Here is a 16,079-nt window from a genome sequence, read left to right as displayed (position 1 = left end):
ATCCATTCTCTATTATCAAAAGTCTCAAAATTACCTCGCTATACTTTTTTACTTTCCATTCATTTATCGGTGACCATCTCTTTTTGCGACTTGATATCCATAATACGCACATGTTCCATTTCTCGATAGCTCTCTAACTTCAAATCCACAGCTTCTATAAAAATCAAAATTGTTCGCTGATGTATGCGCAAACCAATCACCGTGGGGAAGTTTTTGCAGGCAAAGAGCTACAAGCTTCTTACCTAATCCCTTCCCTCTATATTCACACTTCACAACTAAATTTACTATGTTCGCAATCATAATTCCATCAGAAATGACTCTAACCATCGCAATCATCTCTTCCTCATCCCAAATTGTGAAAGCCCATGTTGAATTTTCAAATGCTATCGTAAATTTTTCAATTTGCCAAGAAGGGATATTATCATTACTCCAACCAGCATCTTCAAACAAAGCTTTAATTGCATATGCTGGTACGCTACTCGTTCCCTCACGAATAATAAGTCCATTATGATAAATGTACATGTAACCCCTCCCTTTATTTTCATATACCATTCTTCAAAAAATGCAATTTACCTTTAAAAAAGTAATTTTTTCATCCAACACGCTTAATAGAATAAACTAGAACATCGATTCCATGAAATGACGTTGTTTTCTCATAGCTGAGCCCAGTTTTTCTAGCAACAAATATTGAGGCGGGATGATTCGGATTAATAAGAGAAATTAATTTATTCATTCGTAATGCTTGGAAACCATAGTCACGAAATGCTGCCGCCGCTTCTTTTGCATACCCTTTTCCCCAATACTGAGGAAGTAACCAATAACCAATTTCAATTTCCTCTTTTCCATCTATCTTCTGCTTTACCAGCCCTGCATGACCAATTCTTGTTCCCGTTTCCTTTTCAATCAATACAAATAAACCGAGACCGTTTTTATAGCTAGGAATCACCCATTCCTCCAGACTTTTTTTACACTGCATATATGTTTTTAACGTCCCATTTCCAATATAACGCATTACCTTCTCGTTCCCCCACAGTGAAACGTAGAACTGTAAATCATCCATTGTATATTTGCGAATTTGTAAACGTTCTGTATGAAACATGCTGGCACTCCTTTCCACTAATTTATTCTTCATTTCACGATCATGTTTTGTATGTATACGGTATGTTACTATTTATTATAAAGTGAAACTTTAATCAGTGGGGAATTTTGTTCACCCCACTGATTATTAGCCTTTACCAATCGGACGTTTACGGGCAGTGGATCTCCCGTCTAACTTCTTTGCTTTAACTGAATTTTTAGGCAAGAGTCTTACTGCCTGGAAAATAGCGGGATAAATGAACCAACGATAAAATACACAATATTCATTCCAAATAACTAAAAAAAGCAGTAGACAAATATTGTCCACTGCATCCATATCATAACTAGCATAAAGAAAACTACAATTGAGGGGGGTGTAGGATTTTCAAATATACTAGATACTTATCCCGTTCTAACGGGCGGTAAACTTTCCAATTGTTTCAAGTGAAAAGTTTACCGCTCATAAGAACTTCCTTCGTTCATTAAGATAGTATTGCTAAATAATCATATACACGCTTAGATTTCTCTCCACCCATTCGTGCATGTTGAAGAAGAGAAATACCATGAGGGCCAGATGCGCGCAATGCTTCTGGTTGAGCTACTAAAATAGCTTGTACAACTTCTAATTCACCAAGCATAGCTGCTGCAAAAATATCCATCCGAGCACCCTTTTCTAGTAAATAAAGAGCAATATCTTTACGACCTACATGTGCCGATGCGCCTAACGCACTTTCCCAATCTGATCCACCCCAATTATAAGAAGCGTGAAGTAAGCTTGGTGATTCAACCAATAGCTCTTGTACTTTCTCTAAATCTCCGTGAGCTGCCATAACAAATTCTCTTACTAATTCAGTGGTAATACGCTCTTCTGTTTGCATCGCTCTTCTCCCCTTTTAGAAATTCGTTTCGGTGTAAAAAAAGGCTTGTCACTTCCCTGAAAAATATCTACATCTATGCCAAATACATGTTGAAACATTTCATGGCATAGTACTTCTTCTGGTATACCATCATACTGAATCTTTCCTCGCTTTAATACAAGTAAACGATCACTATATTGAGCAGCTTGGTTAATGTCATGTAAAACCATTATAATTGTCATTCCAAACTCCTCATTTAATCGTTTCACAAGTTCCATTACTTCCAACTGGTGAACGATATCTAAAAAGGTTGTTGGTTCATCCAATAATAAGACATTTGTACGTTGCGCTAGCGTCATCGCAATCCAAGCACGTTGCCGTTCCCCTCCTGATAAAGAATGTAAAAGACGATATTCATACCCTTCAAGATTTGTAACAGACAATGCCCAATCAACAATTTCTTCATCTTCTTTATTTAAGCGGCTACTCCATGATTTATGTGGACCTCTTCCGAACTCAATTAGTTCTTTCACTGTTAAGTCTAATTGATGATCATGCATTTGTGGTAACATTGCTAATTGCTTCGCTACATCAGCACTCTTCATCATATGAATATTTTTCCCATCTAAAATGATGTCCCCTTCGCTTTGTTTCAGTAGCCTTGCTATTAAACGAAGCAAAGTAGATTTTCCCGATCCATTCGGACCAATTAAACTAACGATTTCTCCAACCTTAATATGTACATTCATATTTTGCATTTGAAATCTTTCAGAGTGTGCGTAAAACACTTTGTTAACGGAAATCACTTTGTTTTCCTCCTCTATGAATTAAATATAAGAAGAACGGACCACCTAAGAAGGACAGTAAAATACCAACAGGCAATTCGATTGGGTCAAACCAACTTCGAGCTATTGCATCCGCAAAAACAAGTAATACCCCGCCGCCAAGGCATGATAAAGGTAGCAAATATCTATAATCATTTCCAACTAATAAACGTAGCATATGTGGTACGACAAGACCGACAAATCCAATAAGACCAGACACACTTACTGCAATTCCAGCTAATAATGTACTTACTACGATTAAATAAAACCGACTTTTTTCCACATTATGTCCTAATAACTTTGCCATTTCATCTCCAAGCATTAACACTCGAATATGCTTAATACCAAAGAAAGCTAATATAATGGCGAATATTGCATAATAAATAATCATGTTTAAATGTGCCCAACTTACACCACCAATACCGCCCGCTAACCACGGTAACACCGATTGTACTTTGTCACTATGTAATAACATTAATGCTGACGTTGCTGCACCAATTAATGCATTGATCGACACCCCTACTAAGACGATTCTTGAAGGTGGTGCCCCTTTTTGCCATGATAAAGCATAAATAACCATCGCTGTTATGAAAGCTCCTAAAAACGCCCCTAGTGGTAAAAAAGCTAGATGCTGTGGGAATAAAATCATGATGACAATTGCTACAAAGCCTGCTCCAGATGAAACTCCGATAATACCAGGATCTGCAAGAGGGTTTCTCATAACCCCTTGTAGCAGTGTACCAGATGCAGCTAAACATGTTCCTACTATAAACCCAATAAGCACTCTCGGTATGCGAAGATCCCATACAATTCGATGAACTGTCGAACCTTCCTCTTGTATACCTGTTAAAATATCTCGTATAGAAAAGGATAAACTTCCTGCGAAAAGACCGTACAAGAGACCTAGGATTGTTAATATAACTAAAGCAACTGCTATTATCCATCTTTTTTTCGCAAAAGGATGTTCCTTTTCTCTTACTACTTCACTACTTTCCATACGTATCATTTCCTTACATCTTGTATACTTTTATACATAAAGTCCATTGCTTCTGTAACTTTTGTACCAGGATTAGATCCAAATAAATCAGGTGGCAAAATAACTACGCGGTTTTGTTTTACTGCCTCTAAATTTTTCCACGCTTCATTTTTCATCATTTCGCCTTCGAATGCTTTTTTCACACTTTTTGGATCTCCGTGTGTAATTAAATAAATCACATCTGGATTCGCCTCAATAATACGTTCTACACTTAGCTGTGCATATTGCGGATATTCTTTCGTTTCTGGAAAATCAGAAGCAATATTTTTTCCGCCTGTTTTTTCTAAAATATCACCTGATAAAGATGTTGGTAATGCCGCTAAATAAGTACCTGGTGCGCCATACACTAGCAATGCTTTCACATCGCTCTTTTTCTCATATTTCTTCATTTGATCATTCATTTTTTGATTAATTTCTTTTGCTTTATCTTCTTTCTTCATTACCGTTCCATATAATTCAATATTCTTTTGAATATCTTGTACAGAATTCGCAGAAGAAATGATAACTTGCGTTCCTTGTCCTTCAACCGTTGGCACATTCTTTTGGAATCCATTGTTAGCAACAAGTACATCGGGCTTTAAACTAGCAATTTGCTCAAAATTCGGTTGATGTGCATTCCCAATTACTTGTGCTTTCTTTAACTCCTCTGGAAGAGTTAATTTCGTATCCGGGCGACCTACTATTTTTCCACCTAAAGCATGAATAATATCCATGTCCCCCATACTTAATGTTGCAAAACTTTCTGGCACTTTATCGAATGTTACCTTTCTTCCTGATAGGTCGGTAATTTCGATTTTCTCTTTTCCTTTTTCTGTTTTGGTTGCAGACGCTTTTTCGTCCCCTTTGGCACTGCAACCTATTAACAAGAAAAAAATAGATAAAATCGCTGTAAATAGCGTAATAGATTTTTTCATTCCTTCACCTCTAATTGATAATGATAATCATTAACTACTATTCTACTTTAATTGATAAGGATTATCATTGTCAACACGAAACGCATACATTTTTCTACAAAAAACAAAAAGCGTGACAAAAAGATTTTTTCTTTTCGCCGCGCTCTAGTTAACAATATTATTCACATTCATTTTCCTCTAGCTGGTCACGCATCACTTTCACACGCTGAAAGAAAAAGAACGATAAACTTAAAAATATAACGATGCTCCCCATCATAACAAAAAATTGGATTGTCTCTTTTGCTCCATTCGGAATCAACAAGCCAACCATTAACAATGTACTTACAGCGAGAAGAATTTGTCCGAACCGAGTATAGTCTTCTATTTTTCCTTTTAATTCTTTCATTATATTCTCACTCCTCCATTTCACTGTATCATATTCTATGAAACTGAAAGACCAGTAAATACATCCATTCTGGGAGATGTTTTCCAATAAAAAAAGAGCCGCTTTACTGCGGCTCTTTTTTAATCATTATTCACCTTTATATGCTTCCATATAAATTTCTTTCAGTTCTGAAATAAGCGGCAACTTTGGATTAGCAGTTGTACATTGATCTTCAAAAGCTCTTTCTGCTAATACTCCAACAACCTCTTCAAATTGCTCTTTATCTACTCCTTGTCCTGCAATACTCATATTAATATTTAAGCTTTTTCCAAGCTCAATAATTGCTTTGACGAGTGATTCCACCCCTTCTGCTGCCGAGCTTGCTGGAAGCCCGAGCATTCTCGCTATATGTGCATATCTTTCATCTGCCACAAAGTGCTCATATTTTGAGAACAATGCGTGTTTTCTTGGCTTAATAGCATTATAGCGGACTACATGCGGCATTAGAATGGCATTTGCGCGTCCGTGCGGAATATGGAATTCTGGTCCAATTTTATGTGCTAAGCTGTGATTAATACCGAGGAAAGCATTTGCAAATGCCATACCTGCAATTGCAGAAGCGTTATGCATTTTTTCTCTTGCTTCTTCATCATTTCCATCTTTATATGCTCTCGGTAAATATTTGAATACGAGATCAATAGCTTTTAATGCTAATCCATCTGTATAGTCATTTGCCATAACAGACACATACGCCTCAATTGCATGTGTTAAAACATCCATACCAGTATCTGCTGTTACATGTGGTGGTACTGTCATTACAAATTGCGGATCAACAATTGCTACATCTGGTGTTAATTCATAATCTGCAAGCGGATACTTTATATTATTTTTCTTATCTGTAATAACCGCAAATGGTGTCACTTCTGATCCCGTTCCTGATGTCGTTGGAATCGCAACAAACTGCGCCTTATTTCCTAATTCCGGATATTTACATGTACGTTTTCTTATATCTAAAAACTTCTGTTTAATGCCATAGAATGTCGTTTCTGGATGCTCATAGAATAACCACATTCCTTTTGCTGCATCCATAGCTGAACCACCACCAAGTGCGATAATTACATCTGGCTTAAAGCTTCTCATCATTTCCGCACCTTTAAAAACAGTTTCATCTGATGGATCTGGTTCGACCTCAAAGAAAACTTCAACTTTCACATCATTTGCATGCTTGTTTAAATAGTGCGCGACTGTATCGACATAGCCATGTTCAACCATTCCAGGGTCCGTTACAATAAATGCACGTGAAATGTTAGGCATATTTGCTAAATAAGCTGTAGCATGTTTTTCAAAATAAATTTTTGGTGGCAATTTGAACCACTGCATATTCTTTTTTCTATTTGCCAGCCTTTTTATATTTAATAAATGAGTGGCTGTTACATTTTGGGAAACTGAATTCTTTCCGTATGAACCACAACCAAGTGTAAGTGATGGAATAAATCCATTATATATATCCCCTATTCCACCTTGTGATGAAGGTGCATTTACAATGAGACGGCAAGCTTTCATACGTAACCCAAATTGCTTTTGCACATCTTTATTTGTAGAATGGATAACTGCTGAATGTCCTAAACCACCGAGGTTCAACATTTCTTCGCAATATGTAAATCCTTCTTCTAATGAATTCGCCTTCACACAAGCTAATACTGGACTCAGTTTCTCACGAGATAACGGATATGCTGCTCCGATACCTTGAATTTCAGCTACAAGCATTTTTGTATGTTCAGGAACAGTAATCCCAACTAAATCGGCAATATACTGTGCTGATTTCCCTACAATATCACTATTTACTGCACATGTATTTTCATTTATAACAAGCTTTTCTAATTTTTCTCTTTCTTCTTCTGTTACAAAGTAACAATTGTTTTCAATCATTTCTGTTTTAACATCATCATAGATTTCTTTATCGACAATGATTGCTTGTTCCGATGCACAAATCATACCGTTATCAAATGTTTTCGATAAAATTAAATCATTAACAGCTCGTTTTACATGTGCTGATTTTTCTATATAACACGGTACATTACCAGGCCCAACGCCTAACGCTGGTTTTCCAGTAGAGTAAGCTGATTTCACCATACCAGCGCCTCCAGTTGCTAGAACGAGTGCTACACCATCATGGTTCATTAATTGTTTCGTCGCTTCAACAGACGGTCTTTCAATCCATTGAATACAGTGTTTTGGTGCACCAGCTTTCATCGCTGCATCATATACTGTTTTCGCCGCTGCCACAGAACATTTTTGTGCGGAAGGATGAAATGCGAAAATAATTGGATTTCTTGTTTTTATCGCAATTAACGCTTTAAACATTGTTGTCGACGTTGGATTCGTTACTGGCGTTACCCCAGCTACTACACCGACAGGTTCCGCGATTTCTATTATTTCTTCATGAGAATCTTCGTGAATAATTCCTACCGTTTTATCTTGCTTTATACTATGCCAAATATATTCAGTGGCAAAAATATTTTTAATGCATTTGTCTTCATATACACCACGGCCAGTTTCTTCAACTGCTAATTTTGCTAGCGGCATATGTTGATCAACACCTGCTAATGCCATTTCATGAACAATGTTGTCAATTTCCTCTTGTGTAAAACTTTCTAATGCTTGTAAAGCTTGTTGACCATTATTTACTAGCGTATCAATCATCTTTTTTACTTCCTGCATTTCATTTACAACTTTCTCTTTGACTACCATGTAAATTTCCTCCTATTCTACTATCACGTTCCTTATATGTCCCTATAGGTCAAAATAAGTCCCAATTAACATAAAAAAATAGAGATGCTTTCCTACATGAATTTCATTGTTTGTGAAATTTTTCACAAGTTTGTTCGTGAGTAACATTTCCTGAATTCAATATACATGAAATCATTTCGTTTGTGTATGTCTATTTTGTGAAATGTTTCACAAAATAATGTAATAAAAAAACGCACTGCTAATATAGAGCAGTGCGTTTTTTTATTATGCTAGCGCTTGTGCTAAATCTTCAATTAAATCTTCACCATCTTCAATACCGACAGAAATACGAATTAATGTATCTGTAATTCCTAATTCTTTGCGGCGATCAGCTGGGATTGATGCATGTGTCATTTGAGATGGAATAGAAATTAAACTTTCTACTGCTCCTAAACTTTCAGCAAGTGTAAAGTACTGCAATTTCTCAAGTACTTTATTTAATGTCTCTTCACTATCTACATCAAATGAGATAATTGCCCCAAATCCATTTGCTTGTTCTGTTGCTAACTCGTGGTTTTGATGTGATTCAAGACCTGGGTAATATACTTTATTTACTTTTGGATGATTATTTAAGAACTCAGCAATAGCGCGTGAATTCGTTTCATGTTCTTCCATACGAATTCCTAATGTTTTTAAACCACGAAGTAGTAAGAAGCTGTCTTGTGGCCCAAGAATACCTCCTGTTGAGTTTTGTACAAAGTGAAGATCTTCTGCTAGTTGTGGGCTATTTACAACTACTAGACCTGCAACTACGTCACTATGACCTCCTAAATATTTCGTTGCACTATGAAGCACAATATCTGCTCCTAAAGAAATCGGCGACTGCCAATATGGCGTCATGAATGTGTTATCAATAATTGTTAATAAGTCTTTCTCTTTAGCAAGAGTAGATATTTTCTTAATATCAGTAATTTTTAGTAGTGGGTTCGTTGGTGTTTCTACATAAATTGCTTTCGTATTTGGACGAATCGCTTCTTCAACTTCCTCTAAGTTTGTTGTATCTACAAATGTATGCTCAATACCGAAACGGTTTAATACTTTCGTAATAACGCGGTATGTTCCGCCATACACATCATCTGTTAAAATAACGTGGTCACCTTTTGAGAACAACATAATTGTCGCTGTAATAGCAGCCATTCCTGAACCAAATGCAAATCCAGCATGCCCATTTTCTAATACAGCAATCATTTCTTCTAAAGCTGCACGTGTTGGGTTACCTGTACGTGAATATTCATATCCTTGATGCTTACCAACTGCTTCTTGTTTGTACGTACTTGTTTGATAAATCGGTACGTTTACAGATCCAGTTGAAGGTTCTCCTATGCGAATACCATGAATTAACTTTGTCTTTGCTCTCATTTTTTATTCCCATCCTTTGTATATGTCTTTACTTAAATAGCGCTCACTGCTATCTGGAAAAATGGTTACAATATTTGTACCTGGTGCTGCCTTCTCTGCCTCAAGTAAGCTCGCATGAAATGCTGCTCCTGAAGAGCTTCCAACGAGAAGTCCTTCTTTTTGCGCTAATTCTTTCACTCGTAAAAATGCATTTCGATCAGAAATCGTATGAATTTCATCAAAATAAGATGTCTTCAAAAATGGGGGGATAAATTCCAGTCCAATTCCTTCGGTCTCATGTGAACCAGCCTTACCACCATTTAAAATAGATCCTTCTGGCTCTACGATAACTGTTTTAATATCTATATTTTTTTCTTTCAAGTAAGATGCAGTCCCCATAAACGTACCGCCAGTTCCTGCTCCAGCAACAAATATGTTAATCTCTCCATTCAATGCGTCCCACAGTTCAGGTCCTAATGTTTTAAAATATGCACGAGGATTTGCCTCATTTGCGAACTGACTTGGAGAGTATGAATTCGGTATTTCATTTACTAACTCTTTTGCTTTAGCAATTGCACCGGTCATTCCTTGCTCAGTCGGTGTATGCATGACAGTTGCACCTAGTGCTTTCATTAATTCTTGTTTTTCAATACTAAATTTCTCTGGTACACAAACAATAACACGTAAATCATGTTCTAATGCTGCAAGTGCCAGTCCAATACCAGTATTCCCAGCAGTCGGTTCAATAATTGTTCCACCCTGGGTAACAAGCCCTTTTTCTAGCGCATCTTCGATTAATTCTCTTCCTAAACGATCCTTAACGCTTCCGCCTGGATTATAAAATTCAAGCTTTGCAAATAAACGGACCCCTGTTGGAAGTGAAAAACGAGTAATTTCTACAATTGGTGTATGACCAATTAACTCATGAACTCCACGATATACATTCATCGTGTTCTCCCCCTTGTTTGCCAATAAAGAAAAGGCAACTGTATGTATTTTCTTTATATGAGACAGTTGCCTTTTTGTTACATTACTTTAACTCTTCTAACACTTTTACGATAAAGTTTGTAGAATGAAGAGCTGCTTGATCTAAAAACTGATCAAATGAAACATTTGATTCTTTACCAGCAATATCAGAAAGTGCGCGAATGATAACAAACGGAATTTCATATTGGTGGCATACTTGTGCAACAGCTGCTGCTTCCATTTCTACCGCATAAAGATTTTCAAATTTATCACGGATGGCTGCAACGCGGTTCGGATCACTCATAAATGAATCACCTGTTGCAATCATACCTTTTACAACTTGAATATTTTCTTCAGCCTGCATACATTTCTCAGCTAATGCAACTAACGCCTCATCAGCTTTAAATCCAGGCGGCATTCCTGGTACTTGACCATATTCATAGTTAAATGCTGTTACATCTACGTCATGGTGACGAACTTCAGTGGAAATAACTACATCACCAACGTTTAGAGAATGATGGAATCCACCAGCTGAACCAGTATTAATGACTTTTTCAGGCTTATATTTTTCTAATAAAATTGTCGTTGACATCGCTGCGTTTACTTTACCAATACCAGACTTTAACAAGATTACTTCATGCCCTGCTAATAGCCCTTTCGTAAATTCACAACCAGCAACCGTTTCTGTTTCTGCTTGTTCTAATTTGTCACGTAAAATACGTACTTCTTCTTCCATTGCTCCAATTACAGCAATTCTCAATCTAATCCCTCTTTCTATTGCTTAGTTGCCTCCATTACCCAAACGAAATGATTTAATCTCGTGAAAGTTACATGGAAGCCATTGTTTTCAAAAATAGTCTGCATAACTGGAATACGTGTATAGTATTCCGTTTGCAAATCGTTTGCTAACTGGTGGAAACCTCTTTCTTTTGCTGTTTCAACAGTTTTATCATATGCATCTTGATCTGCAAATATCGTATCAGCAAACACTATTTTACCACCTTTGTTTAGCAATTGACTATACTTCGCAATCGCTACATTTTTTTCATCATCTGTTAAATGATGAAATGCATAGGTGCTTACAATGGTATCAATTGAATTTGGAACTTCAAACGAAAGAAAATCACCCTCTGTAATTGAAAATTCTTTTGGCAATTTCTCTTTTGCAATCATGCGCATTTCACGCGACGGTTCTATACCGTAAACTGTGCGGCCAGCAAGTAATAATTTATTTGTTAAATTACCTGTACCGACACCAAATTCTAATACATTACCAAATGACTTGTTAACTACATCCTCTAGAATGTCCTCATAATGAGCGAAAACTTCTTTATATTGTATATCTTCGCCTTGTACAAATGAGTCGTACGTATGAGCCCACTCATCAAATAAACCATTAAATTCTGTACCCATAAAAATTCCCCTTTTTCTTATCGGTTTTATCAGTATGATATTCCCTCTTTCTAAAAATGTCAATTGAAATGTACATGGTATTTCCTTCTTTTCTTTGTTACACTATAGTTGATTACATAGGAGAGGGGCCGTCTTCATGTCATTTACCTTTGAAATGTTAGAAGATAAAGTAGAGTTTTTTGAAGCGGGAGACTTAGCTTCTTTAGAACGAAAAATTAGTGAACAAATTGATAATAATAAAGCACTTATGCTTGAAGTTCATCACATCTCTCATCAAATGGTTATGGATCCTGAAAGCAAAAGACCGTATTATAGCGCGGTTGTTCATTTTAAATTAAAGAAATTACGTTAACAAAAAAGAGAAGCTCCTAAGGAGCTTCTCTTTTTTAGTTTAGAGTTTGAACAAGTACTGGTTTCCAGCCCTCATTGTCTACCCAATCAATATTTACGTAATATCTTTTCCCACTTTGCTTATCTTGAACATCACCATAAGCTTTGCTCTTTCCAGTTTTGTCTCTTCCAACAAAATGGAATACTAATTGCTCTTTCGGTATCTCAACACCTGCAGCAATTGCACTTTGCATCTCATTCCAATCTGATGACCCTTGTTTAAACGTCATCGCCGGTGATGAACCTTGTTCTGTTCCTACAGCTTTCCAAGAAGGTTTTGTGTAAGCCTCTTTTGCCTTAGATACAGTTTTTTCAGCTGATACTTTCTCGTTAGCTTTCGCTTCTTCTTCAGCTTTTTTCTGTTCTTCTTCAGCCTTTAGCTTCTCTTCTTCAGCTTTTTTCTTAGCTTCTGCTTGCTCTTGTTCTTTTTCTTTTTTCTTAGCAGATTCTTTATCTTCTGATTTTCCAGCTTTCTCATTCTTTGTTGTTTGTTGAGAGACTTTCTTATCAGTAGAAGATGCTTGCTCTTTCGTACTAGGAACGAACAATTGATATGCTACAATAGCTACTAATAGTAATACAATAGCGATTGCAATATTTAAAACACCGTTTTGACGACGTTTTTGTTGTTTCTGTTGGAATCTTGATCCTCCTGCCATTCTCCAAACCTCCATGCAGTTTTTCCTAATTGCTATTGTAACATTAAATCTAGAAAGGTTGAACATTTACAATGATATTTTCATGAAATGAAGACATTTCACTATAAATTGCAAGATTACTTTTCATTCTCCAATTGATAGATTGCTCCCACCATATCTTTAAAAGTAGGTGTAACTTTATTCACTTTGCTATCAGTCTCTAGATCAACAACAACTAAAGCATATCTTGGATTCTCATACGGAAAATAACCTGCAAACCAGCGATTCACCCTCGTCCCTTTCCCTGTTTGCGCTGTCCCGGATTTTCCAGCAACACTTAGTGGCAACGAACGGAATGCTGTTCCTGTTCCTTTCTCCCTTGTTACAACGCCTCTTAATAACTCTTGTAATGTTTTCACTGTTTCATACGAAAGCTGTTTTCCATTTAACGTATGGCTCTCAAATGTAAAAAAATCCGCTCCATTTTTATATACTATTTTTTCAACAGCTTTCACTTCCATCTTTTCTCCATTCCTCGCAATCGTCGCCATCATATTTGCAATTGCTAGAGGTGATATACGTACATCTTTCTGTCCAATCGCTGTTTGTTCTACCGCTTTTTTATTACTTTTATTTTCTTCATTCCCCCAAATAGTAGTGCCTTTCTCTTCTGGCATTTGCTCAAAATGAGGTGTATGAAATACAGAACCTTTCCATCCAACCTTTTCATTTGCTCCTAGAGCTGCTACGTATGTTTCTAACACCGTCCTATCCTTTTGTAATAGCTCGTTACCTAACTCGGAAAATGTCCTGTTACAGCTCCTAGCAAAGCTCTCTTTAAAGTTAAGCGTACCCATCCTAACTTGCGGGTCGTTTTCACCATATAAATCTTTATTACAGTTAAATGTCCGATTAAACAAATTTACTTTTTGATCAATGACTGCAGCTGCAACTACTGTTTTAAAAACAGAGCCTGGAAAATGTGGCGTTAACATTTGATTTTCAAGTGTAGTTTTATATAAATTCTCATCCCTTACTTGTAAAGACGGCTTACTAACCATCGCTAATATTTCATTTGTCTTTACATCAAGTAATACTAATCCTCCCTTCTTTATTTCGTTTGCTTCAATCACTTCTTCTGCTTTTTGCTGCAACTCTTTATGTAAAGTAGTTTGAATCCTAACTGGATAAAATGGATTTCCTGGTGAAGTGTATTTCGCTTGCTTTCCGAAAATTGGTTCTCCTTGCCGATCTACTTGATATAATACTTTTGCCTCTCCATCAGTCAATAGAAATTCATCAAATGATTGCTGTAATCCTGAAATACCTATCGGCGTTTGTTTTGAAATTTTTTTCAATTCTCCATATCGCTTTTGAAATTCCCTTTCGTTCTCCCCTACATCACCAATTAAATGACTTATCTCTCCAGTTTGTTTTAATCGCACTTCAGCTGCTACAATACCTAATACATGTAATTCATTTACCTTCTCCATCTGCTCTCGTGTCACTCGAAATGGAGCAGTTTCTCCTTGTAGGGTAAATGCATTTTTGTTATTTTTCATTTGTCTTCTAATCTCTTGTCTCGACACACCAATGATATGCGCGATTTTCTCTAACATGTCATTTTTTATTTGTAAAAATGGAAAAATAATTAAAACAGGATATTTTTCCTCACCTATTTCTTTACCATTACGATCTATAAACTGCCCACGTCCATCGTCTACTGTAATAGATTGTGTGCGTTGCGTAACACTTTTTTCAATTAAATTTATTTTGCGATCATTAAATGATTCTGTATCTATAATTTGAATTTGGATTAAACGACAAAGCAATAAAAACATAACGCTCATAAAACAAATTAAAACAATTGTAATTCTCCGTTTTATTTTCATAAAAAACACCTCGTCTATTGTAGTTTAGACGAGGTACTATTTTATTTATACAAGCTCCAAAACAAAAATAGATATTATATAAAGCTATTATTGTTTTTTTGGCTTCTCTAAAAATTTCGTAAGAAGCGATTTAAATTCAGTTTCATTCACTCCAGTGTTTTTAGCAACTTCAATTACAGTAGTTGTTACATTAGCCGCTACTTTTAAATAGTCCTTACTGAAATTATCCATTTCATTTCTTTTTTCTTTTGCATTCTCAACTGTTACAGAATCAATACAAGTAATCATCTTATCTACAATATGTAAATAATTATTTTGTGCATCTATTATTTTTTGAACGTCATCTTTATTACTTACTTTCGATTGTTTTAAATATGTATATGCTTGATTCACTTCATCTTTTAAAATTTTATCATTATTTTTCGCCTGTTCTTGTAACATATTCTTCATATCATCTATTGTTTTTTGATCCATCGAATCTCGCAATAAATAATCTGGATTCCCAATCGCATAATCGTACTTAATCGTTACATCTTGAAATATTTTCATCACAATAGCTAATTGATACGCTACATCAAAATCATTGAATTCCTTTTTATCTTGTGGATTTGCTAAGGCTTTTGAACTCTCAGTTGCTTTTGAACTCTCAGTTGCTTTAATATCCTGTTTTTCTTCTTGCTTCACTTTTTCTCCCTTTGATGATGTAGTTTCCTCTTTCGTTCCGCAGGCAGCAAGTCCTAATATAGAGATACTACAAACCAATCCTGTAAAGATTTTATGTTTCATAATTAGCCCCTTTTCCCTTTTGAAACCTATATTCTCCAATTATGATATCAAAGTTTAAAATGTTTTTTTGACATTTTTTGTCGAATCACTCTAAGGTTTACACAATTTTTTCTATTCTACAGATAAAGTGAAACTTTAATTAGCCCTCACCAAGCGGGCGTTTACGAGCAGTCCGACGCCCACCTAACTTCTTTACTTCCGCTGAATTTTGAAATGAGGGTCTTACTGCCTGGCAAGTAGCGGGATAAAAAAAAAGATTCTCCCGATAGGAGAATCTTTTTTTATTTTACAGAGACAATCTCTACTTGCATTTCTCCGCCTGGTGTTTGGATTGTTACTTTCTCACCAATTTGCTTACCTAATAAGCTTTTTGCGATTGGAGAATCGTTAGAAATTCTTCCTTCGAATGGATCAGCTTCCGCGCTACCTACGATTGTGTATGCTTCTTCATCTCCGTTTGGTAATTCTTTAAATGTTACTGTTTTACCTAATGTAACAACAGTTGATACTTCGCCAGTATCTTTAATAATAACTGCGTTACGAATCATATTTTCTAATTGTGTAATACGTCCTTCTACGAACGCTTGCTCATCTTTCGCTGCATCGTACTCAGAGTTCTCAGAAAGATCCCCGAAGCTACGTGCGATTTTAATACGTTCTACTACTTCTTTACGTCTTACTGTTTTTAATTGCTCAAGTTCGTTCTCTAGTTTTTGCTTACCCTCTTGCGTCATAGGGTATGTTTTTTCTGTTGACATATTTTCCACTCCTTTTATATACCAATCCCCCGAAAA

17 protein-coding genes are annotated in these 16,079 nt (G+C 36.1%); 1 reads left to right on the top strand and 16 read right to left on the bottom strand.

What is annotated here, in order from left to right; genetic code table 11:
* Positions 1 to 63: 63 nt before the first annotated feature.
* The 12 genes from ACTFO4_RS02600 to ACTFO4_RS02545 form a co-directional block, all read right to left on the bottom strand.
* Complete coding sequence (locus ACTFO4_RS02600) at positions 64 to 522, bottom strand: GNAT family N-acetyltransferase (RefSeq protein ID WP_000276126.1); 459 nt, start codon at positions 520 to 522, stop codon at positions 64 to 66.
* A 70-nt stretch (positions 523 to 592) separates the two neighbouring features.
* Positions 593 to 1,132, bottom strand: a complete 540-nt coding sequence (locus tag ACTFO4_RS02595) for a GNAT family N-acetyltransferase (protein ID WP_128809284.1) — start codon at positions 1,130 to 1,132, stop codon at positions 593 to 595.
* A 427-nt stretch (positions 1,133 to 1,559) separates the two neighbouring features.
* Positions 1,560 to 1,955 carry an ankyrin repeat domain-containing protein gene (locus tag ACTFO4_RS02590; RefSeq protein WP_001192766.1) on the bottom strand — a complete coding sequence of 132 codons (396 nt, stop codon included), beginning with the start codon at positions 1,953 to 1,955 and terminating at the stop codon, positions 1,560 to 1,562.
* The gene (locus ACTFO4_RS02585; protein ID WP_000626552.1) at positions 1,922 to 2,740 is read right to left on the bottom strand and encodes an ABC transporter ATP-binding protein; all 819 of its coding nucleotides are present in this window, start codon (positions 2,738 to 2,740) and stop codon (positions 1,922 to 1,924) included. The genes ACTFO4_RS02590 and ACTFO4_RS02585 overlap by 34 nt, the downstream gene beginning before the upstream one ends.
* On the bottom strand, positions 2,727 to 3,755 hold the full coding sequence (locus tag ACTFO4_RS02580) for a FecCD family ABC transporter permease (RefSeq protein WP_440013184.1): 1,029 nt from the start codon (positions 3,753 to 3,755) through the stop codon (positions 2,727 to 2,729). Before ACTFO4_RS02580 ends, ACTFO4_RS02585 begins: the two co-directional genes overlap by 14 nt.
* Positions 3,756 to 3,760: 5 nt before the next feature.
* Positions 3,761 to 4,708 carry an ABC transporter substrate-binding protein gene (locus ACTFO4_RS02575; RefSeq protein WP_000748457.1) on the bottom strand — a complete coding sequence of 316 codons (948 nt, stop codon included), beginning with the start codon at positions 4,706 to 4,708 and terminating at the stop codon, positions 3,761 to 3,763.
* A 157-nt stretch (positions 4,709 to 4,865) separates the two neighbouring features.
* Positions 4,866 to 5,093: a YrhC family protein gene (locus tag ACTFO4_RS02570; protein ID WP_000661263.1), complete on the bottom strand. Its 228-nt coding sequence runs from the start codon at positions 5,091 to 5,093 to the stop codon at positions 4,866 to 4,868.
* A 126-nt stretch (positions 5,094 to 5,219) separates the two neighbouring features.
* Positions 5,220 to 7,823 (bottom strand): bifunctional acetaldehyde-CoA/alcohol dehydrogenase, encoded by a 2,604-nt coding sequence (adhE, locus tag ACTFO4_RS02565; RefSeq protein ID WP_061457717.1) that lies wholly within the window; start codon positions 7,821 to 7,823, stop codon positions 5,220 to 5,222.
* 264 nt (positions 7,824 to 8,087) lie between these two features.
* The gene (locus ACTFO4_RS02560; protein ID WP_001201908.1) at positions 8,088 to 9,221 is read right to left on the bottom strand and encodes a bifunctional cystathionine gamma-lyase/homocysteine desulfhydrase; all 1,134 of its coding nucleotides are present in this window, start codon (positions 9,219 to 9,221) and stop codon (positions 8,088 to 8,090) included.
* A 3-nt stretch (positions 9,222 to 9,224) separates the two neighbouring features.
* A complete protein-coding gene (locus ACTFO4_RS02555; RefSeq protein ID WP_061457718.1) occupies positions 9,225 to 10,148 on the bottom strand; it encodes an O-acetylserine dependent cystathionine beta-synthase in 924 nt (307 codons plus the stop codon).
* A gap of 82 nt (positions 10,149 to 10,230) precedes the next feature.
* Entirely contained in the window at positions 10,231 to 10,926 is a 696-nt protein-coding gene (mtnN, locus tag ACTFO4_RS02550; protein ID WP_001217024.1) for a 5'-methylthioadenosine/S-adenosylhomocysteine nucleosidase, read from the bottom strand.
* Positions 10,927 to 10,940: 14 nt separating this feature from the next.
* Positions 10,941 to 11,579, bottom strand: a complete 639-nt coding sequence (locus tag ACTFO4_RS02545) for a class I SAM-dependent DNA methyltransferase (RefSeq protein WP_000536320.1) — start codon at positions 11,577 to 11,579, stop codon at positions 10,941 to 10,943.
* Positions 11,580 to 11,715: 136 nt separating this feature from the next.
* Between ACTFO4_RS02545 and ACTFO4_RS02540 the strand changes: the two genes are divergently transcribed.
* Positions 11,716 to 11,931, top strand: coding sequence for a YrzA family protein (locus ACTFO4_RS02540; RefSeq protein ID WP_000010984.1), 216 nt, complete (start codon positions 11,716 to 11,718; stop codon positions 11,929 to 11,931).
* Positions 11,932 to 11,965: 34 nt separating this feature from the next.
* Here ACTFO4_RS02540 and ACTFO4_RS02535 read toward each other — a convergent pair whose 3' ends face one another.
* From ACTFO4_RS02535 to greA, 4 genes are all read right to left on the bottom strand, one after another.
* Positions 11,966 to 12,628: a YrrS family protein gene (locus ACTFO4_RS02535; protein ID WP_000897098.1), complete on the bottom strand. Its 663-nt coding sequence runs from the start codon at positions 12,626 to 12,628 to the stop codon at positions 11,966 to 11,968.
* A 116-nt stretch (positions 12,629 to 12,744) separates the two neighbouring features.
* Complete coding sequence (locus ACTFO4_RS02530; RefSeq protein ID WP_440013187.1) at positions 12,745 to 14,499, bottom strand: peptidoglycan D,D-transpeptidase FtsI family protein; 1,755 nt, start codon at positions 14,497 to 14,499, stop codon at positions 12,745 to 12,747.
* An 87-nt stretch (positions 14,500 to 14,586) separates the two neighbouring features.
* On the bottom strand, positions 14,587 to 15,285 hold the full coding sequence (locus ACTFO4_RS02525) for a hypothetical protein (RefSeq protein ID WP_000680872.1): 699 nt from the start codon (positions 15,283 to 15,285) through the stop codon (positions 14,587 to 14,589).
* 281 nt (positions 15,286 to 15,566) lie between these two features.
* Positions 15,567 to 16,043 carry a transcription elongation factor GreA gene (greA, locus tag ACTFO4_RS02520; protein WP_000102591.1) on the bottom strand — a complete coding sequence of 159 codons (477 nt, stop codon included), beginning with the start codon at positions 16,041 to 16,043 and terminating at the stop codon, positions 15,567 to 15,569.
* Positions 16,044 to 16,079: the final 36 nt, after the last annotated feature.

Origin of the sequence: Bacillus cereus group sp. MYBKT14-1 (genome assembly GCF_051915185.1) — a bacterium.
Classification (GTDB): domain Bacteria; phylum Bacillota; class Bacilli; order Bacillales; family Bacillaceae_G; genus Bacillus_A; species Bacillus_A cereus.
The sequence above is the reverse complement of the archived record's forward strand: the minus strand, read 5'-3'. Positions and strand labels throughout refer to the sequence as shown.